Here is a 20,485-nt window from a genome sequence, read left to right as displayed (position 1 = left end):
TACGGGCAGCTTACATAATTGTGGAGGGGAAATACATGAAGAAAGAGAAGAGTTCGCTTTGGGAATGGATAAAAGCAATTTTGATTGCTGTTGTGTTAGCTGGTGTCATTAGACAGTTTTTCTTTGCACCAATTCTTGTAGATGGTGTATCAATGTCACCGACGTTACATGATCGTGATCGAATGATCGTCAATAAGATTGGCTATCACATTGGAGAACCGAAACATTTTGACATAATCGTATTCCGAGCAACAGAAGAAAAAGATTATATTAAACGTGTTATCGGCTTACCAGGCGATGAAGTTGAATATCGTAATGATAAACTGTATATTAACGGAAAACCTTATGAGGAACCGTATTTAGACAAGCAGAAAAAACAACTTGCTGATGGACCACTTACATATGATTTCAAACTTGAAGAAATTACAGGTAAGAAAACAGTTCCAAAAGGTCAATTGTTTGTACTAGGTGACAATCGTCGTTTTAGTAAAGATAGTCGTACAATTGGAACGATTTCGATGGACCAAGTAATTGGAAAAGCGAATATGTTATATTGGCCATTAAAAGATGCACGTATTGTGAAATAAATGAAAAAAAGAAGGTGGCAACATGGCAATTCAATGGTTTCCAGGGCATATGGCAAAAGCGAGGCGTCAAGTAACAGAAAAGTTAAAGTTAATCGATGCTGTAATTGAACTTGTAGACGCTCGTTTACCTTTATCTTCCCGAAATCCGATGATTGATGAAATTATTACACATAAACCAAGATTAGTCGTTTTAAATAAGGCTGATATGGCAGATGATCGTTTAACGAAGCAATGGATCGCTTATTTTGAAGAGAAGGGTCATAAAGCGATTTCGATTAATGCACAAGCTGGACAAGGTATGAAAGAAATTACAGCGGCATGTAAAGTACTTGTAAAAGAAAAATTTGATAAAATGATTGCAAAAGGGATTAAACCGAGAGCGATTCGCGCATTAATCGTTGGGATTCCAAACGTCGGGAAATCTACGTTAATCAATAAATTAGCAAAGAAAAACATCGCGAAAACAGGTGATCGACCAGGTGTTACAACAGCTCAGCAATGGATTAAAGTAGGTAAGGAAATGGAGTTGTTAGACACGCCGGGGATTTTATGGCCGAAATTTGAAGATGAATTAGTAGGACTTCGTCTTGCGACGACTGGTGCAATTAAAGATTCTATTTTAAATTTACAGGATGTAGCGGTCTATGCGCTTCGTTTTATGGAAAAACACTATCCAGAACGCTTACAAGAGCGTTATAAATTAGATTTAATTCCAGAAGACATCGTAGAATTATTTGATGCGATTGGAAAGAACAGAGGCTGCTTAATGGGTGGTGGTCTTGTTGATTATGACAAAACATCAGAACTTGTTCTTCGAGAACTTCGTGGTGGTAAACTCGGGAAAATGACATTTGAAACACCAGATGAGTTTGTAGAAGAAGTAGAGGTAGAAGAAGTATAAGACGTGCGTTTGTGCGTCTTTTCTTTTTGGCCGTATTTAAAAGGAGTGTACACTGATGCAAAAAATTACGATACAAGAAGTGGAAGGTTTGCTAAAAGAAATTATGAATGAAGAAGATGAACGGTTTCAAATGTTGACGAAAGACGAACGGAAAGGTGTCCAAAAGTTAATTTTGAAGTGGTATAAACAAAAAGAGTTAGAACAAAAGGAAAAAGAAAAGTTTTTTGAAATGTCAAAGTATGAAAAAACGCTACGTGAAAAAGGACTTACATACATTGCTGGTATCGATGAAGTGGGAAGGGGACCTCTAGCAGGACCTGTTGTAACGGCAGCTGTGGTCCTTCCGGAAGATTTTTATATTCCAGGATTAAATGACTCGAAAAAATTAAGTGAAGCAAAACGTGAGCGTTTTTATGATGAAATTAAAGAGAAAGCTATTGCAATTGGTGTTGGAATTGTGTCACCACAAGTTATTGATGAAATAAATATTTATCAAGCAACGAAACAAGCAATGTTAGATGCAATTGCAAATTTATCATGTACACCAGAACATTTATTAATTGATGCAATGAAACTTCCTACCCAAATTCCACAAACGTCTATTATTAAAGGAGATGCAAAAAGTATTTCTATCTCAGCCGCATCTATTATTGCAAAGGTTACACGTGATCACATGATGAAGGAACTAGGTAAGAAACATCCTGAATATGGTTTTGAACAGCATATGGGTTATGGAACAAAACAACATTTGCAAGCGATTGAAACGTATGGTGTGTTAGAGGAACACCGAAAAACATTTGCGCCAATTAAAGATATGATTCAAAAGTAAGCTGTGAATCCACAGCTTATTTTTTTATTTTCGCATATTAACATTACTATTTTCAAAAAAGAATAAAGCGATTTCAGTTTTCTGACACTTTATTGTAGACAGCGTGGCAATCATTTTATACAATGGCAATGTAGTGTTTTTTAAACATTAAAAAACTTTTTGAGTAAAACAGGAAAACAGGGGAGGATGGGACCATGAATATCCATGAGTACCAAGGTAAGGCAGTCCTTAGAAGCTATGGGGTTAGCGTTCCGAACGGGAAGGTTGCCTTTACAGTTGAAGAAGCTGTAGAAGCAGCGAAAGAATTAGGAACAGATGTATGTGTAGTAAAAGCGCAAATTCACGCTGGTGGACGCGGCAAAGCTGGCGGTGTAAAAGTTGCGAAAAATTTAGATGAAGTTCGTACATATGCGGAAAGTATTTTAGGTACTACGCTTGTTACGCATCAAACAGGTCCTGAAGGTAAGGAAGTAAAACGCTTACTTATTGAAGAAGGTTGCGATATTAAAAAAGAATATTATGTAGGTCTAGTTTTAGACCGTGCGACTTCTCAAGTTGTTTTAATGGCTTCTGAAGAAGGCGGAACAGAAATTGAAGAAGTAGCAGAAAAAACACCAGAAAAAATCTTTAAAGAATATATTGATCCTGCAGTAGGTCTGCAAGGCTTCCAAGCACGCCGTATTGCATTTAACATCAATATTCCAAAAGAGCTTGTAGGACAAGCTGTGAAGTTTATGATGGGATTATATCGTGCTTATATCGAAAAAGATTGCTCTATTGCAGAAATCAATCCACTTGTTACAACAGGTGATGGAAAAGTTATGGCATTAGATGCAAAGTTAAACTTTGATTCTAATGCATTATATCGTCATAAAGACATTCTAGAACTTCGTGATCTTGAAGAAGAAGATCCGAAAGAAATTGAAGCTTCTAAATACGACTTAAACTATATTCCTTTAGATGGAAATATTGGTTGTATGGTAAATGGTGCAGGATTAGCAATGGCAACAATGGATATCATTAAACATTACCATGGCGATCCAGCTAACTTCTTAGATGTTGGTGGCGGTGCTACAGCTGAAAAAGTTACAGAAGCTTTCAAAATTATTCTTTCTGACAAAAATGTAAAAGGTATTTTCGTTAACATTTTTGGTGGCATTATGAAATGTGATGTAATTGCAGAAGGTGTTATTGAAGCGACAAAACAAGTAGGCCTTGAATTACCACTTGTTGTTCGTCTGGAAGGTACAAATGTTGAGTTAGGTAAGAAGATTTTAAATGAATCTGGTTTAAATATCGTTGCAGCAGAATCTATGGCAGACGGTGCGCAAAAAATTGTTTCACTAGTGGGCTAATAGAAAGCGGGGGAGAAAAATGAGCGTATTAGTTAATAAAGATACAAAAGTTATTGTACAAGGTATTACTGGTTCACAAGGTTTATTCCATACAAAACAAATGATTGAATATGGTACGAAAATTGTCGGTGGTGTAACACCTGGTAAAGGCGGCACTGAAATTGAAGGTGTACCTGTCTTTAATACAGTAGAAGATGCTGTGAAAGCAACGGGCGCAAATGCTTCAGTTGTGTACGTTCCACCCGCTTTTGCGGCTGATGCAATTATGGAAGCTGTTGATGCAGAGATTGACTTAGTAGTATGTATTACAGAAGGCATTCCTGTATTAGACATGGTTCAAGTTAAGAAATATATGGTAGGTAAACAGACACGTTTACTTGGACCAAACTGCCCAGGTGTCATTACACCAGATGAATGTAAGATTGGTATTATGCCAGGATATATTCATAAAAAAGGCCATGTAGGTATTGTATCTCGATCTGGTACATTGACATATGAAGCTGTACATCAATTAACACAAGAAGGCATTGGTCAATCTACTGCTGTAGGTATCGGTGGTGACCCTGTCAATGGTACAGACTTTATTGACGCGTTAAAAGCGTTTAATGAAGATGCAGAAACACATGCTGTTATTATGATTGGTGAAATCGGCGGAACAGCAGAAGAAGAAGCTGCTGAGTGGGTAAAAGCAAATATGACAAAACCTGTTGTTGGATTTATCGGTGGTCAAACAGCGCCTGCAGGAAAACGTATGGGCCATGCTGGTGCCATTATTTCTGGCGGCAAAGGTACAGCTGCTGAAAAAATTAAAACAATGGAAGCTTGTGGTATCAAAGTCGCTGAAACACCAGCTGTTATGGGCGAAACTTTAATCTCTGTTTTAAAAGAAAAGGGATTATTTGAAACTTGTAAAAACTACTAATCTTTTTGAAAGACACCTTCGTGCTAGAAGGTGTCTTTTTACACTTTTTTTGTTTACATAATAAAAATTATGGGTAAGGAGAATGGTGATGAAAAAGGAACGATTGCTTCATCTTCATTATGTATTAGCAGATCATTGGAAAGCATTAACTAACTTACTGCGTATAGATCCAGAGATAAAGAAACTGTACAGTTTTAGCTCCGTGGAATTTGAAAAATATGCTGGATTAACTCCGAAAAAATCTTCTGAATTAGTTCGCTTCTTACAAACATCTATCCCCGCACAATGTACACGTCATTTAGAAGAAAATCATATTTTTTACGTCACAATATGGGATGAGGATTATCCGGAATTATTACGTGAAATACCAGATCCGCCTTTCGTTTTATATGGAAAAGGAAAGAGAGAATTATTAGGGAAAATAAATAAAATTGGAGTAGTTGGAACAAGAAAACCTTCTTTATACGGGAAAGAGAGCATACAATCTCTTTTAAAACCGCTAATAGATAAAGAATGGTTAATTGTAAGTGGTTTTGCAAGTGGAATTGATACGATTGCTCACCAAATCGCAGTGCAGCAACATAGTTCTACTATCGCTGTCTTAGGCCATGGATTGCAGTATATGTACCCGAAAGATAATTGGTATTTTTATAAAATATGGAAGAATGCTGTACTGTTATTAACAGAATATCCGCCACATTATCCACCTAAAAAATGGTATTTCCCAAAAAGAAATCGAATTATAAGCGGTCTTTGTAAAGGAGTTCTAGTAGTGGAAGCGAAATCAAAAAGTGGCTCGCTTATTACAGCAGATCTCGCTTTAGAACAAAATAGGGAGGTATTCGCTCTTCCAGGTCCTATTTTTACGGAAAGTGCAGCAGGAACAAACCAACTCATAAAGCAAGGAGCAAAACTTATTCAGAAAGCAGAGGATATTCTTGAAGAATTTTTAAATTAACCGTATATTTTTATGTTTTTATTAAACAATTATTGACAAATGGTAGATTGGCACTGTATGTTATACTCATTCTTGATTGACAAAAACAAGAGAAATCAATAAGATTAATGAAGACTTGAATCCACCTCTTAAGGAGGCACTAGCATGTCAGATTACCTCGTAATCGTGGAGTCGCCTTCTAAGGCGAAAACCATTGAGAAATATTTAGGGAAAAAATACAAAGTCGTCGCGTCTATGGGACATGTTCGCGATTTACCTAAAAGTCAAATGGGGATAGAAGTGAAAAATAACTTCACCCCGAAGTATATTACCATCCGTGGTAAAGGTCCTGTTTTAAAAGATTTAAAATCAGCAGCAAAAAAAGCAAAAAAAGTCTATCTCGCGGCCGATCCAGACCGCGAAGGAGAAGCGATTGCTTGGCATTTAGCCAATACGCTAAATGTGGATATTGAATCAGATTGCCGGGTTGTTTTTAATGAAATTACAAAAGATGCGATTAAAGAGTCATTTAAGCATCCTCGTGCAATTAATATGGATTTAGTCGATGCACAGCAAGCAAGACGGATACTTGATCGTCTTGTTGGTTATAATATTAGTCCTTTATTATGGAAGAAAGTCAAAAAAGGATTAAGTGCAGGACGTGTACAATCTGTAGCGGTTCGTTTAATTATTGATCGTGAAAAAGAAATTCAAAGTTTTATTCCGGAAGAGTTTTGGACAATTAAAACAGAATTTGTAAAAGGAAAAGACACATTTGAAGCATCTTTTTACGGTGTAAACGGAGAAAAGGTTCAATTAACAAACGAAGAGCAAGTAAAAGACATAATTGAAACAATGAAAGACAATGCGTTTTCAGTTGAAAATGTAACAAAAAAAGAGCGGAAACGTAATCCTGCATTACCATTTACAACGTCTTCCTTACAGCAAGAAGCTGCACGTAAATTAAATATGCGAGCAAAGAAAACAATGATGCTTGCGCAGCAGTTATACGAAGGGATAGATATTGGTAAACAGGGAACTGTAGGTCTTATTACGTATATGAGAACAGACTCAACGCGTATTTCAGAAACAGCTCAAGAAGAAGCGCGCTCTTACATTACTGAAGCGTTTGGCTCGGAATACATAGGAACAGAGAAGAAGAAGGAAGCAAAAAAAGCGAATGCACAGGATGCGCATGAAGCAATTCGCCCAACTTCTGTGATGAGAAAGCCAGAGGAACTGAAGAGTTTCTTAAGTCGTGACCAACATCGTTTGTACAAATTGATTTGGGAGCGATTTGTTGCAAGTCAAATGGCATCTGCTATAATGGATACTGTTACAGCTAGACTCATTAATAATAATGTTCAATTCCGTGCAAGTGGATCAGTAGTGAAATTCCCAGGCTTTATGAAAGTATATGTGGAGTCGAAAGATGATGGTGCGGAAGAAAAGGATAAAATGCTACCGCCTTTAGAAATAGGGGAAACTGTATTTTCAAAAGATGTGGAGCCAAAGCAGCACTTTACGCAGCCGCCACCACGTTATACAGAGGCTCGTTTAGTTCGAACGCTTGAAGAACTTGGAATCGGAAGACCGTCTACTTACGTACCGACACTTGAAACGATTCAAAAGCGAGGATATGTTGCATTAGACAATAAACGATTTGTTCCGACTGAACTTGGAGAAATTGTAATTGAACTTATTTTAGAGTTTTTCCCAGAAATTATTAACATTGAATTTACGGCCAATATGGAGCAAAACCTTGATGAAGTAGAAGAAGGGAAAGCAAATTGGGTAAAAATCGTTGATGATTTCTACGTAGGCTTTGAACCCCGTTTAGAAAAAGCGGAAAAGGAGATGCGTGAAGTCGAAATTAAAGATGAACCGGCTGGGGAAGATTGTGAATTATGCGGTCATCCGATGGTCTTTAAAATGGGCAAATACGGGAAGTTTATGGCTTGTTCTAATTTTCCAGATTGTCGTAATACAAAACCGATTGTGAAAGAAATTGGTGTAACTTGCCCCAAATGTGATAAAGGCCAAATTATTGAACGTCGAAGCAATAAAAAGAAACGTCTTTTCTATGGATGTGGTACGTATCCAGAATGCGACTTTGTATCTTGGGATAAACCGATTGGCCGGAAATGCCCGAAATGTGAAGGTATGCTCGTAGAGAAGAAGCTGAAAAAAGGCGTTCAAGTACAATGTATTTCTTGTGATTATGAAGAAGAACAACAAATGTGAGCGTAACTGCTCACATTTTTTTCGGGATTGAAAAGGAAAGGTGATGAATACATGACAACACAAGTAGTAAACGTCATTGGCGCAGGTCTTGCAGGAAGTGAAGCCGCTTATCAAATTGCAAAACGTGGTGTCCAAGTAAAATTATATGAAATGAGACCAGTAAGACAAACACCAGCTCATCATACAGATAAATTTGCCGAGTTAGTATGTAGTAACTCACTTCGTGCAAATACATTAACAAATGCTGTTGGTGTCATTAAAGAAGAAATGCGCAAAATGGATTCTGTTATTATTCGTGCGGCAGATGAGTGTTCTGTTCCGGCAGGAGGAGCACTTGCGGTAGATCGTCATGAATTCGCAGCAAAAGTAACGGAGTATGTGAAAAATCATCCAAACGTAACTGTGATGAACGAAGAAATGACAGAAATTCCAGAAGGGCCAACTGTTATCGCAACAGGTCCACTTACATCTCCAGATCTTTCTGCACAACTAAAAGAGTTAACGGGTGAAGATTATTTTTATTTCTATGATGCAGCTGCACCAATTGTAGAAAAAGAAAGCATCGATATGAATAAAGTGTATTTAAAATCCCGTTATGATAAGGGGGAAGCCGCTTATTTAAATTGCCCAATGACAGAGGAAGAGTTCGACCGTTTTTATGATGCTTTAATTGCTGCGGAGACAGTGCCATTAAAAGAATTTGAGAAGGAAGTATTCTTTGAAGGGTGTATGCCTGTAGAAGTAATGGCAAGCCGTGGTAGACAGACGTTGTTATTTGGACCGATGAAACCAGTGGGGCTAGAAGATCCGAAAACAGGTAAAACACCATACGCTGTTGTTCAATTACGTCAAGATGATGCAGCAGGAACATTATACAATATTGTTGGGTTCCAAACACATTTAAAGTGGGGACCTCAAAAAGAGGTATTACAATTAATTCCTGGACTCGAAAATGCAGAAATTGTACGCTATGGTGTTATGCATCGTAATACGTTTATTAATTCACCAAAGTTACTTCGTCCAACATACCAATATAAACATCGTGATGATTTATTCTTTGCTGGACAAATGACAGGTGTAGAAGGATATGTAGAATCGGCTGCTTCAGGGCTATTAGCAGGTATTAATGCAGCGCGTCTTGTAAAGGGAGAAGAGCCTGTTGTATTACCTCCTGTAACTGCAATGGGAAGTATGGCGAATTATATTACTGCAACAAACGCGAAAAACTTCCAACCGATGAATGCAAACTTTGGTTTATTTGCACCGTTAGAAAAGAAAATTAAAAAGAAACAAGAGCGAAACGAAGCATACGCAACACGCGCTTTAGAAACAATTCAAAATTTTGTAAATATTTAGTTAAATTTCTTGCAAAGGCTACTGAGTTGTGATACGATTTAGTAGCCTTTATTGAGGTGAGTTATATGAATGTGAAGAAATTGTTACAATTATTCGTTGGATATTTACAAATTGAAAGAAATTATTCAAAATATACAATTGCAAGTTATCAAAATGATTTAGAACATTTTGTGCAATTTATGGAGCGAGAAGGCATATCCTCTTTTTTAGATGTTACATATGTAGATGTTCGTTTGTATTTAACGACGTTACACGATGAAAAGCTAGCCCGTAAATCTGTCGCGAGAAAAGTATCAAGTTTACGAAGTTTATATCGTTTTCTGATGCGTGAAGGATATCGAGAAGATAATCCATTTGCACTTGCGTCACTCCCCAAAAAAGAATGGTCAATCCCAAAGTTTTTGTACGTTGAAGAATTAGAGAAATTGTTTGAAGTTTCTGGAACGGAAACACCACTTGGTCAAAGAAATCAAGCCTTGTTAGAGCTTATCTATGCGACGGGGATTCGTGTGAGCGAATGTGTAAGTCTACAACTTGCTGATATTGATTTTTCGGTAGGAACAATTCTAGTGATGGGAAAAGGCAAAAAACAAAGGTACGTTCCGTTTGGAAGTTATGCACAAGATGCTTTAATTACTTATATAGAAAACGGGAGAAAACAGTTAGCTAAAAAAACAGAGGAACACTCTCAAATGGTGTTTTTAAATGCAAAGGGTACGCCGTTAACAGATCGAGGTGTGCGTTATATTTTAAATGAGCTCATTAAGAAAGCGTCTCTTACAATGAAAATAAGTCCACATATGTTAAGGCATACATTTGCTACACATATGTTAGATGAAGGGGCAGATTTACGAACTGTGCAGGAGCTATTAGGTCATGAAAATTTATCAACGACACAAATTTATACGCATGTTTCAAAAGAAAGATTACGTTCTGTTTACATGAAGCACCACCCACGGGCATAAATTGCTTTTAAAGCTATAAAAACATGTAAAGGAGTTTTTTCTATGGGAAATTTCCACGCTACAACGATATTTGCCATTCACCATAATGGAGAGTGTGCTATGGCTGGCGACGGACAAGTGACATTTGGTAATGCCGTTGTGATGAAGCATACAGCACGCAAAGTTCGAAAGCTATTTCAAGGGAAGGTGTTAGCTGGATTTGCAGGTTCCGTTGCAGATGCGTTTACTCTTTTTGAAATGTTTGAGGGGAAATTAGAAGAGTATAATGGAAACCTACAACGTGCTGCAGTTGAAATGGCGAAACAATGGCGTGGTGATAAAATGCTGCGTCAATTGGAAGCGATGTTAATCGTTATGGATCAAACAACGTTACTTCTTGTTTCAGGAACAGGAGAAGTAATAGAACCGGATGATGGCATTTTAGCAATCGGTTCAGGTGGACATTATGCGCTTGCAGCGGGTCGAGCTTTAAAACAACATGCAAGTGAACATTTAACAGCAAAAGCAATTGCCAAAGCCAGTTTAGAAATTGCTGGTGACATTTGTGTGTATACAAATCACAACATTATTGTGGAAGAATTGTAGAATCGTAAGGGAGGCATTTTATATGCATTTACATTTTACTCCGCGTCAAATTGTAGAAAAATTGGATCAATATATTATTGGGCAAAAAGATGCAAAAAAAGCAGTTGCAGTAGCGCTTAGAAATCGATATCGTCGCAGTAAATTAGCAGAAAACTTACGCGATGAAATTGCTCCAAAGAACATTTTAATGATTGGACCGACAGGGGTCGGAAAGACAGAGGTAGCACGACGAATGGCGAAGCTCGTTGGAGCACCTTTTATCAAGGTTGAAGCGACGAAATTCACAGAAGTTGGATATGTCGGCCGAGATGTAGAATCTATGGTACGTGACCTTGTGGAAACTTCAGTTCGCATCGTAAAAGAAGAACTGGTTGTGAAAGTTAAAGATAAGGCTGAAGAACAAGCGAATCAACGACTTGTTGAAATTTTGGTGCCAAGTCCGCAAAAACAATCTGGATTCAAAAATCCGTTAGAAATGTTATTTGGCGGAAATCAAAATGTGAATCAGACATCTGAAACACAAGATAACGCTGAAATTGAAAATAAGCGCCGAGAAGTTGAAAAGAAACTTGCTTCCGGTTTACTTGAAGAGGAAATTGTATCGATTGAAGTGACGGAACAACAGTCCTCTATGTTTGATATGTTACAAGGAACTGGCATGGAACAAATGGGGATGAATTTCCAAGATGCATTAGGAAGTTTTATGCCGAAAAAAACCAAAAAACGCAAACTTTCTGTAAAAGAAGCAAGAAAAGTCTTGACAAATGAGGAAGCACAGCGCTTAATTGATATGGATGAAGTTACACAAGAGGCTGTTTATCGTGCTGAACAGCTCGGAATTATTTTTATTGATGAAATTGACAAAATTGCTGGTAAGCAGTCGAATAGCGTGGATGTATCGCGTGAAGGTGTGCAACGTGATATATTACCAATTGTCGAAGGATCGAACGTTGCAACGAAATATGGATCGGTGAAAACAGATTATATTTTATTTATTGCGGCTGGTGCCTTCCATATGTCCAAACCGTCTGATTTGATTCCAGAACTGCAAGGAAGATTTCCAATCCGAGTGGAATTAACAAAATTATCGGTAGATGATTTTGTTAAAATTCTTGTAGAACCTGATAATGCTTTAGTGAAACAATATATAGCACTATTAGCAACTGAAGGTATAGAAATTGAATTTTCTGACGATGCTATTCGTAAGATTGCTGAGATTGCTTATCAAGTTAATCAAGATACGGATAATATTGGAGCGAGAAGACTTCATACCATTATGGAGAAGCTTCTTGAAGATTTATCGTTTGAAGCATCTGAAATTACGTTAGAAAAAATAACGATAACCCCTCAATATGTAGAGGAAAAATTAGCAACGATTGCTAAAAATAAAGATGTGAGCCAGTTTATTTTGTAATAGTGTCATCAGGTGACTCGCCCTAGTTTCCAAGTGATGAAAAAATATGTGAGTAACATGTAGGAGGAAGTTTAGAAATGGAATTATTAGCAAAAACGAGAAAATTAAATGCGTTATTACAGAGCGCAGCAGGAAAGCCTGTAAACTTTAGAGAAATGTCAGACACAATGTGTGAAGTAATTGAAGCGAACGTATTCGTAGTAAGTCGTCGCGGTAAATTATTAGGATATGCAATTCACCAACAAATCGAAAACGAGCGTATGAAACAAATGCTTGCAGAGCGTCAATTCCCAGAGGAGTATACGCAAAGCTTATTTAACATTACAGAAACATCTTCAAACTTAGATGTAAATAGTGCATATACAGCATTCCCTGTAGAAAACAAAGAATTATTCGGTCAAGGTTTAACTACAATTGTACCAATCGTTGGTGGTGGTGAGCGTTTAGGCACATTAGTGTTAGCTCGTCTTGGTCAAGAATTCTTAGATGATGATTTAATTCTTGCTGAGTACAGCTCGACTGTAGTAGGTATGGAAATCTTACGCGAAAAAGCGGAAGAAATCGAAGAGGAAGCACGTAGTAAAGCTGTTGTTCAAATGGCAATTAGCTCATTATCATATAGTGAGTTAGAGGCAATCGAGCACATCTTCGAAGAATTAAACGGAACAGAAGGTTTACTTGTTGCAAGTAAAATCGCTGATCGCGTAGGAATTACTCGTTCTGTAATCGTAAACGCACTTCGTAAATTAGAAAGTGCGGGTGTTATCGAGTCTCGTTCTTTAGGTATGAAGGGAACATACATTAAAGTATTAAATGACAAGTTTTTACATGAGCTTGCTAAATTAAAAACAAACTAATGTTTAAGGAAAGCTCTCCTCATTTGAGGAGGGCTTTTTATTATTTTTTAGAAATTTGTTGTAGTTTTATGGTGGCAGATTTTGGTTCTTTGATGTGAAAGGTTGCTTGAAGTGGAGGGAAAGTGGTAATACTGGGACTGAAAAAGATTAGTAAACTAATAACGAAAAAGAAAGTTTTACATTGTTCGCATTTTCGACTTGATTGTAATATTTCATTATGATATAGTAAGCAGTGGTGTCAGTACAAAGTACACACGTTTACTGATTTAAGTGTTGGTGCTACGCTTGTAGTTTCGCTTAGAGATGAAGTAAACGGAGGATATCAAAAACCATTTAGGAGGAACTAAATTATGTCAGTAATTTCTATGAAGCAATTGCTTGAAGCTGGTGTTCATTTCGGACATCAAACTCGTCGTTGGAACCCAAAAATGAAACGTTACATTTTCACAGAGCGTAACGGTATCTACATCATCGACTTACAAAAAACTGTGAAAAAAGTTGAAGAAGCTTTCAACGTAATGCGTAACATTGCTGCTGAAGGTGGAGACATTTTATTCGTAGGTACAAAAAAACAAGCACAAGAAGCTATTAAAGAAGAAGCAACTCGTGCTGGTATGTACTTCGTTAACCAACGTTGGTTAGGTGGAACGTTAACAAACTTCCAAACAATCCAAAAGCGTATCAAGCGTCTTAAAGACATCGAAAGAATGCAAGAAGATGGTACATTCGATGTACTTCCTAAGAAAGAAGTTGTTCAACTTAAAAAAGAGTTAGAGCGTCTTGAGAAATTCTTAGGCGGTATTAAAGATATGAAAGGTCTTCCAAGTGCATTATTCGTAGTAGACCCTCGTAAAGAGCGTATCGCAGTTGCTGAAGCACGCAAATTAAACATTCCAATCATCGGTATCGTTGATACAAACTGTGATCCAGACGAAATCGATCACGTAATTCCAGCAAACGATGATGCAATTCGTGCTGTAAAACTTCTTACATCTAAAATGGCAGACGCGATCCTTGAAGCAAAACAAGGTGAAGAAACTGTTACTGCGTAACAAATTTGGAAAGGTGATAAGGGGTTCGGCCTTTTATCACCTTTTTTAAGGTATAAATACATATTTTAGGAGGATGAAAAGTATGGCAATTACTGCACAAATGGTAAAAGAACTTCGCGAAAAAACTGGCGCAGGTATGATGGACTGCAAAAAAGCTTTAACAGAAATGAATGGCGACATGGAGAAAGCAATTGATTTCTTACGTGAAAAAGGTATCGCTAAGGCTGCTAAAAAAGCAGACCGTATTGCTGCTGAAGGTTTAACTTACATCGAAACAAACGGTAACGATGCTTTAATCTTAGAGTTAAACTCTGAAACTGATTTCGTTGCGAAAAACGAAGGTTTCCAAGCTTTAACAAAAGAATTAGCAGCTCACTTATTAGTTAACAAGCCTGCATCTGTTGAGGAAGCTATGACTCAAACAATTGCAAACGGCAAAACAGTAGAAGAGCACATCAATGAAGCAATCGCTAAAATTGGTGAAAAACTTACACTTCGTCGTTTTGAAATCGTAACAAAAACTGATGCAGATGCATTCGGTGCTTACTTACACATGGGTGGACGTATTGGTGTAGTAACAGTTCTTGAAGGTTCTACTGATGAAGCGGCTGCTAAAGATGTAGCAATGCACGTTGCAGCAGTTAACCCTAAATACATCGACCGCGATGCTGTAACAGCTGAAGAAGTTGAGCATGAGCGTCAAGTATTAACGCAACAAGCTTTAAACGAAGGCAAGCCTGAAAAGATCGTTGCTAAAATGGTTGAGGGTCGCCTAGGTAAATTCTTCGAAGAGATTTGCTTACTTGACCAAGCTTTCGTTAAAAACCCTGACTTAAAAGTTCGTCAGTTCGTTGAGTCTAAAGGCGGAACAGTAAAAGGATTCGTTCGCTACGCTGTTGGTGAAGGTATCGAAAAACGCGAAGACAACTTTGCTGAAGAAGTAATGAACCAAGTAAAAGGTAACAACTAATACAGATTAGGGAACACTTTGTGTTCCCTTTTTTAAAATAAAGATGTAAGCAATTGGAGGTTCATTATGAGTAAACCGAAGTATAATCGTGTCGTTTTAAAGCTAAGCGGTGAGGCTTTAGCAGGTGAAAAAGGATTTGGAATTAACCCAGCTGTTATTAAATCAGTTGCAGAACAAGTGAAAGAGATTGCAGAACTTGATGTAGAAGTTGCTGTTGTTGTCGGTGGCGGTAACATTTGGCGTGGGAAAATTGGAAGCGAAATGGGCATGGATCGTGCAGGAGCGGACTACATGGGCATGTTAGCAACTGTTATGAACTCATTAGCTCTTCAAGATAGTTTAGAGAACATTGGCATTCAAACACGTGTTCAAACTTCTATTGAAATGCGTCAGGTTGCAGAGCCTTACATTCGTCGTAAAGCAATTCGTCACTTAGAGAAAAAACGTGTTGTTATTTTTGCAGCAGGTACTGGTAACCCGTACTTCTCTACAGATACAACTGCGGCATTACGTGCAGCGGAAATTGAAGCTGACGTTATTTTAATGGCGAAAAATAATGTAGATGGCGTATATAATGCAGATCCATCTATTGATCCAACAGCAACGAAATATGAATCACTTACTTACTTAGATGTATTAAAAGAAGGTTTAGGAGTAATGGATTCTACTGCTTCTTCTTTATGCATGGATAACGATATTCCATTAATTGTATTCTCAGTTATGGAAAAAGGTAATATTAAGCGTGCCGTTTTAGGCGAAAATATTGGAACAATTGTAAGGGGGAAATAAATATGGGACAACAAGTCTTAAAAACTGCAAATGAAAAAATGGAAAAAGCAGTAGCTGCTTATTCTCGCGAATTAGCTTCAGTTCGTGCTGGTCGTGCAAGTGCGGCTGCTTTAGATAAGGTACAAGTTGATTATTATGGTGCGCCAACACCTGTTGTACAATTAGCAAACATTACAGTTCCTGAAGCGCGTTTACTTGTCATTCAACCTTATGATAAAACGTCTATCGGTGATATTGAAAAGGCGATTTTAAAAGCAGATTTAGGTTTAAACCCTTCTAACGATGGATCAGTAATTCGTATTGCATTCCCTGCGTTAACAGAAGAGCGTCGTAAAGACCTAGTAAAAACTGTTAAAAAATATGCTGAAGAAGCAAAAGTTGCTGTTCGTAATGTACGCCGTGATGCTAATGATGATCTTAAAAAGCTTGAAAAAGCTGGCGATATTACAGAAGACGACTTAAGAGGGTACACAGAAGATATCCAAAAAGAAACAGATAAATATATTGCAAAAGTTGACGAAATCGCAAAAAACAAAGAAAAAGAAATCATGGAAGTGTAATAGCGATACCTTCGCAAATATGACCCTCTTCTTAAGGGGGTCTTTTTACACTTTTAGGCATACGTCTGCTTGTTGGAGGGTATGAATGATGTTTAAAAAGTTTCCTTTTTTTAAAGGTAAAAAGGTCACATCGTTTGATCATCTCATTGAAGAAGTGAAAAAGGGATATATCCCGGAGCACATTGCGATCATTATGGATGGTAATGGAAGATGGGCGAAAAGAAGAGCAATGCCTCGTATTGCTGGACATCATGAAGGAATGCAAGTAGTAAAAAAAATTACGAAATTTGCTAGTAAACTTGATGTAAAAGTGCTGACCCTTTATGCTTTTTCTACTGAGAACTGGAAAAGACCGAAAAAGGAAGTCGACTATTTAATGAAGCTTCCAGAAGAATTTTTAGGTACATTTTTACCAGAATTGATTGAAGAAAATGTACAAGTTCGAGTAATTGGACAAAAAGATCGTCTTCCTACGCATACGCGCAGAGCGATGGAGAAGGCCATGGAAGATACAAAAGAGAACACGGGATTAATTCTCAATTTTGCGTTAAACTATGGAAGTCGCGATGAAATCGTTTCTGCTGTGCAACATATGATGAAAGACAGCGAAGAAGGGAAAGTTCGTTCAGAAGATATAAATGAAGAAATGATTTCTTCATATTTAATGACAAGTTCTTTACCTGACCCAGACTTGCTTATTCGTACAAGTGGGGAATTGCGTATTAGTAATTTCATGCTATGGCAAATTGCGTATTCGGAGCTTTGGTTTACAGATGTGTATTGGCCAGATTTTACCGAGGAACATTTGCTAAATGCGATTACAGACTTTCAACATAGAGGGCGCAGATTCGGAGGCGTGTAGAAAGAGAGGGTTTGGTAGTGAAACAGAGAATTATTACTGGAGTGATTGCTGCCGCGCTATTCATTCCCATCGTATTTTACGGTGGCGTGCCTTTTACAGTTTTAGTGTATGTACTTGCTTCTATTGGATTATATGAGTTAGTTCGTATGAACAAGCTTACACTTATTTCGGTACCAACGTTTTTAGCTGCATTATTATTATGGATTATTTTAGTTCCAAGTAATGCACTAGGTATTTTTGACCGGATTGGATTAGATAAATTAGAAATCACATTTTTGATTGTTTTATTACTTTTATCATATACAGTCCTTTCGAAGAATACATTTACTTTTGACAATGCTTCATTTTTACTTATGGCAACAACGTATGTTGCAATGGGGTTCTTATATTTAAATGAAACGAGAATAGCAGGAATCCATTATGTGTTTTATGCATTATTTGTCATTTGGGCAACTGATTCAGGCGCATATTTCATAGGGAAAGCAATTGGAAAAAGAAAATTATGGCCAGAGATTAGTCCGAATAAAACGATAGAAGGTTCATTAGGTGGTATTGTTTGTGGGATTGTCGTTGCTTTTGTATATAATATGTTCTTCACAGTTCATGAAAATGTTGGAATGCTAATTATTGTTACAATTGCGATCTCCATTTTTGGACAAATTGGTGATTTAGTACAGTCTGCATTTAAACGTCATTACGGTGTGAAAGATTCAGGTACAATCTTACCTGGACACGGCGGGATATTAGATCGAACAGATAGTTGGTTGTTCGTATTACCGATTTTACATTTCTTACATTTCATTTCATAATAAAACGAGGGGTTGGAGTTATGAAAAACATTAGTTTATTAGGTGCAAGTGGATCAATTGGAACACAAACTTTAGATGTACTGCGCTCGCACCCAGACCAATTCCGTCTCGTTGCTTTTTCTGTAGGGAAAAATATTGAATATGCAGTAAAAGTCATTCAAGAATTTTCTCCTCAGCTTGTTTCTGTACAAAGAGAAGAAGATGTTGTAAGGTTACAAGCCGTTTCTGGAAATACAAAAGTAGTTTACGGTGAAGATGGATTATTAGAGGTAGCTCTTCACCCAGATGCAGAAGTTGTAATCACTGCTGTTGTAGGTAGTGTAGGCTTGTTACCTACACTTCGTGCGATTGAGGCGAAAAAGACAATTGGAATTGCAAATAAAGAAACATTAGTAACTGCGGGACATATTATTATGGAAGCTGCGCACAAACATAATGTGTCGTTACTTCCAGTAGATAGTGAGCATTCGGCTATTTTTCAATGTTTGAATGGAGAAAATGAAAAACGCATCTCTCGTTTAGTTATCACTGCTTCAGGCGGGAGTTTCCGTGATAAAACGAGAGATGAATTGCATCATGTGACAGTAGAGGATGCGCTTCGTCATCCTAACTGGTCAATGGGTTCGAAAATTACAATTGATTCTGCTACAATGATGAATAAGGGGCTGGAAGTGATTGAAGCGCATTGGCTTTTCGGCATACCTTATGAGCAAATCGATGTTGTTTTACATAAAGAAAGCATTATTCATTCTATGGTTGAATTTGAAGATCGTAGTGTAATGGCGCAGCTCGGCTCACCAGATATGCGTGTACCAATTCAATATGCACTTACATATCCTGACAGATTACCACTTTTAGATACAAAACAGTTAAATTTGTGGGAAATCGGAACACTGCATTTTGAAAAAATGGATCAAGAACGTTTTCGTTGCCTCCGTTTTGCGTACGAAGCTGGAAAAATGGGCGGAAGCATGCCAGCAGTAATGAATGCGGCGAATGAAGTAGCTGTAGCAGCCTTTTTACAAAAGAAAATTGGTTTCTTAACAGTAGAAGACCTCATTGAAAAAGCAATGCACCATCACAATGTCATTGCACGTCCGAGCTTAGAGGAAATTCAGGAAATTGATGCAGCCACAAGACGGTTTGTGATGGAACAAATTTAGCAAAGGTGGTTATGGAATTGAATACAGCGATTGCCTTTATATTAATTTTCGGTGCACTCGTATTTTTCCATGAGCTAGGGCATCTATATTTCGCAAAAAGAGCAGGTATTTTATGCCGTGAGTTTGCAATTGGTTTTGGACCAAAAATATTTTCATTTGAAAAGAATGAAACAGTTTATACAGTTCGGCTACTGCCCCTTGGAGGCTATGTTAGAATGGCTGGCGAGGATGCCGAAACGGTTGAATTAAAACCAGGAAAAAAAGTTGGACTTGTGTTAAATGAAAACGAAGAGGTTATGAAATTAGTTTTAGACGGGCGCGAAAAGTATCCGAATGTTCGAGTGATTGAAGTAGAACAAGCTGATTTAGAAAATAATCTTACAATTTCTGGTTACGAAGAGTATGAAGAGGAATTGCAAACATTCCGTGTGAGTGAAAAAGCTCGTATTGTTTCAGCAGGAGAAGAAATACAAATCGCTCCGTTTAACAGGCAATTTGGTTCTAAAACGTTAGGACAGCGAGCATTAACAATCTTTGCAGGTCCTGCTATGAACTTCATTCTTGCATTTGTTATTTTTGTTATTATTGGATTGGTACAAGGTATTCCTGTGGACAAACCAATGATTGGGAAAGTAATGAAGGATAGTGTGGCAGAACAAGCAGGCTTGAAACAAGATGATATGATTCAAGCAATTGATGGAAAAGACACGAACACATGGAAAGATGTTGTAACGATTGTACGGGAACACCCAAATAAAGAAATTACGCTTCATGTAAAACGTGATAGCGAACAGTTTAATGTAAAAGTAACGCCATCAACTGATACAGAAGGTAAAGAAAAGGTTGGTAGAATTGGTGTATACTCTCCTGTAGAGAAATCTATTTTTGGTTCTATTAAATCAGGTTTTGAGCAGACGTATACATGGACAAAACTAATTTTTGATTCCTTAGTAAAATTAGTAACGGGTCAGTTTTCTATTAATGATTTATCAGGTCCAGTAGGAATTTATAATTTAACAGACCAAGTAGTAGATTATGGTGTCATTCGTGTTCTTAGCTTGGCAGCTGTTTTAAGCATAAACCTTGGTTTATTTAACTTATTACCGGTTCCCGCTCTTGATGGAGGACGCTTGTTCTTCTTCTTAATTGAAGCACTGCGAGGGAAACCAATTGACCGTCAAAAAGAAGGAATGGTTCACTTTATTGGTTTTGCGTTATTAATGTTACTTATGTTAGTTGTCACGTGGAATGACATTCGCAAGTTTTTCTTGTAAAATGAAGTGAAACTTGTAGTAAGTGTGAAATTCCCAATGTTTTTTGTGGAAAGT

The 20,485-nt window shown here is 37.4% G+C and carries 20 protein-coding genes; all 20 read left to right on the top strand.

Features of this window, described 5'->3' with window-relative positions; genetic code table 11:
* Positions 1 to 35: 35 nt before the first annotated feature.
* The 20 genes from lepB to rseP all read left to right on the top strand — a co-directional run bounded on the left by lepB (position 36) and on the right by rseP (position 20,431).
* Complete coding sequence (gene lepB / locus AC1M36_RS18140) at positions 36 to 587, top strand: signal peptidase I (protein WP_336452012.1); 552 nt, start codon at positions 36 to 38, stop codon at positions 585 to 587.
* Positions 588 to 609: 22 nt separating this feature from the next.
* Positions 610 to 1,488, top strand: coding sequence for a ribosome biogenesis GTPase YlqF (gene ylqF, locus AC1M36_RS18135; RefSeq protein ID WP_336452011.1), 879 nt, complete (start codon positions 610 to 612; stop codon positions 1,486 to 1,488).
* Between the two features lie 55 nt (positions 1,489 to 1,543).
* A complete protein-coding gene (locus tag AC1M36_RS18130) occupies positions 1,544 to 2,317 on the top strand; it encodes a ribonuclease HII (RefSeq protein ID WP_336452010.1) in 774 nt (257 codons plus the stop codon).
* A 194-nt stretch (positions 2,318 to 2,511) separates the two neighbouring features.
* Entirely contained in the window at positions 2,512 to 3,672 is a 1,161-nt protein-coding gene (gene sucC / locus AC1M36_RS18125) for an ADP-forming succinate--CoA ligase subunit beta (RefSeq protein WP_003199470.1), read from the top strand.
* Positions 3,673 to 3,691: 19 nt separating this feature from the next.
* Positions 3,692 to 4,594, top strand: coding sequence for a succinate--CoA ligase subunit alpha (gene sucD, locus AC1M36_RS18120; protein WP_336452009.1), 903 nt, complete (start codon positions 3,692 to 3,694; stop codon positions 4,592 to 4,594).
* Between the two features lie 88 nt (positions 4,595 to 4,682).
* A complete protein-coding gene (gene dprA, locus AC1M36_RS18115; protein ID WP_336452008.1) occupies positions 4,683 to 5,552 on the top strand; it encodes a DNA-processing protein DprA in 870 nt (289 codons plus the stop codon).
* Positions 5,553 to 5,696: 144 nt separating this feature from the next.
* Complete coding sequence (gene topA / locus AC1M36_RS18110; RefSeq protein ID WP_336452007.1) at positions 5,697 to 7,775, top strand: type I DNA topoisomerase; 2,079 nt, start codon at positions 5,697 to 5,699, stop codon at positions 7,773 to 7,775.
* 51 nt (positions 7,776 to 7,826) lie between these two features.
* Positions 7,827 to 9,131, top strand: coding sequence for an FADH(2)-oxidizing methylenetetrahydrofolate--tRNA-(uracil(54)-C(5))-methyltransferase TrmFO (trmFO, locus tag AC1M36_RS18105; protein WP_336452006.1), 1,305 nt, complete (start codon positions 7,827 to 7,829; stop codon positions 9,129 to 9,131).
* Between the two features lie 65 nt (positions 9,132 to 9,196).
* Entirely contained in the window at positions 9,197 to 10,096 is a 900-nt protein-coding gene (gene xerC, locus AC1M36_RS18100; protein WP_336452005.1) for a tyrosine recombinase XerC, read from the top strand.
* A gap of 42 nt (positions 10,097 to 10,138) precedes the next feature.
* The gene (gene hslV / locus AC1M36_RS18095) at positions 10,139 to 10,681 is read left to right on the top strand and encodes an ATP-dependent protease proteolytic subunit HslV (RefSeq protein ID WP_003199482.1); all 543 of its coding nucleotides are present in this window, start codon (positions 10,139 to 10,141) and stop codon (positions 10,679 to 10,681) included.
* A 22-nt stretch (positions 10,682 to 10,703) separates the two neighbouring features.
* On the top strand, positions 10,704 to 12,095 hold the full coding sequence (gene hslU / locus AC1M36_RS18090) for an ATP-dependent protease ATPase subunit HslU (RefSeq protein WP_336452004.1): 1,392 nt from the start codon (positions 10,704 to 10,706) through the stop codon (positions 12,093 to 12,095).
* 77 nt (positions 12,096 to 12,172) lie between these two features.
* Entirely contained in the window at positions 12,173 to 12,952 is a 780-nt protein-coding gene (gene codY, locus AC1M36_RS18085) for a GTP-sensing pleiotropic transcriptional regulator CodY (RefSeq protein ID WP_000421288.1), read from the top strand.
* 350 nt (positions 12,953 to 13,302) lie between these two features.
* The gene (gene rpsB / locus AC1M36_RS18080) at positions 13,303 to 14,004 is read left to right on the top strand and encodes a 30S ribosomal protein S2 (RefSeq protein ID WP_012094919.1); all 702 of its coding nucleotides are present in this window, start codon (positions 13,303 to 13,305) and stop codon (positions 14,002 to 14,004) included.
* An 82-nt stretch (positions 14,005 to 14,086) separates the two neighbouring features.
* On the top strand, positions 14,087 to 14,974 hold the full coding sequence (tsf, locus tag AC1M36_RS18075; protein WP_336452003.1) for a translation elongation factor Ts: 888 nt from the start codon (positions 14,087 to 14,089) through the stop codon (positions 14,972 to 14,974).
* Between the two features lie 66 nt (positions 14,975 to 15,040).
* Positions 15,041 to 15,763 (top strand): UMP kinase, encoded by a 723-nt coding sequence (gene pyrH / locus AC1M36_RS18070; protein WP_336452002.1) that lies wholly within the window; start codon positions 15,041 to 15,043, stop codon positions 15,761 to 15,763.
* A 2-nt stretch (positions 15,764 to 15,765) separates the two neighbouring features.
* Positions 15,766 to 16,323: a ribosome recycling factor gene (gene frr / locus AC1M36_RS18065; RefSeq protein WP_336452001.1), complete on the top strand. Its 558-nt coding sequence runs from the start codon at positions 15,766 to 15,768 to the stop codon at positions 16,321 to 16,323.
* A gap of 85 nt (positions 16,324 to 16,408) precedes the next feature.
* Positions 16,409 to 17,185 carry an isoprenyl transferase gene (uppS, locus tag AC1M36_RS18060; RefSeq protein ID WP_336452000.1) on the top strand — a complete coding sequence of 259 codons (777 nt, stop codon included), beginning with the start codon at positions 16,409 to 16,411 and terminating at the stop codon, positions 17,183 to 17,185.
* A gap of 17 nt (positions 17,186 to 17,202) precedes the next feature.
* The gene (locus AC1M36_RS18055) at positions 17,203 to 17,994 is read left to right on the top strand and encodes a phosphatidate cytidylyltransferase (RefSeq protein ID WP_336451999.1); all 792 of its coding nucleotides are present in this window, start codon (positions 17,203 to 17,205) and stop codon (positions 17,992 to 17,994) included.
* A gap of 20 nt (positions 17,995 to 18,014) precedes the next feature.
* Positions 18,015 to 19,157: a 1-deoxy-D-xylulose-5-phosphate reductoisomerase gene (gene dxr, locus AC1M36_RS18050; RefSeq protein WP_336451998.1), complete on the top strand. Its 1,143-nt coding sequence runs from the start codon at positions 18,015 to 18,017 to the stop codon at positions 19,155 to 19,157.
* Positions 19,158 to 19,174: 17 nt separating this feature from the next.
* Positions 19,175 to 20,431, top strand: a complete 1,257-nt coding sequence (rseP, locus tag AC1M36_RS18045) for an RIP metalloprotease RseP (protein WP_336451997.1) — start codon at positions 19,175 to 19,177, stop codon at positions 20,429 to 20,431.
* The last annotated feature ends 54 nt before the right edge of the window (positions 20,432 to 20,485 follow it).

This window comes from Bacillus sp. Medicinal_06, assembly GCF_056711665.1.
Note: the sequence above shows the minus strand (reverse complement) of the source record. Positions and strands in the feature narration are given on the sequence as shown.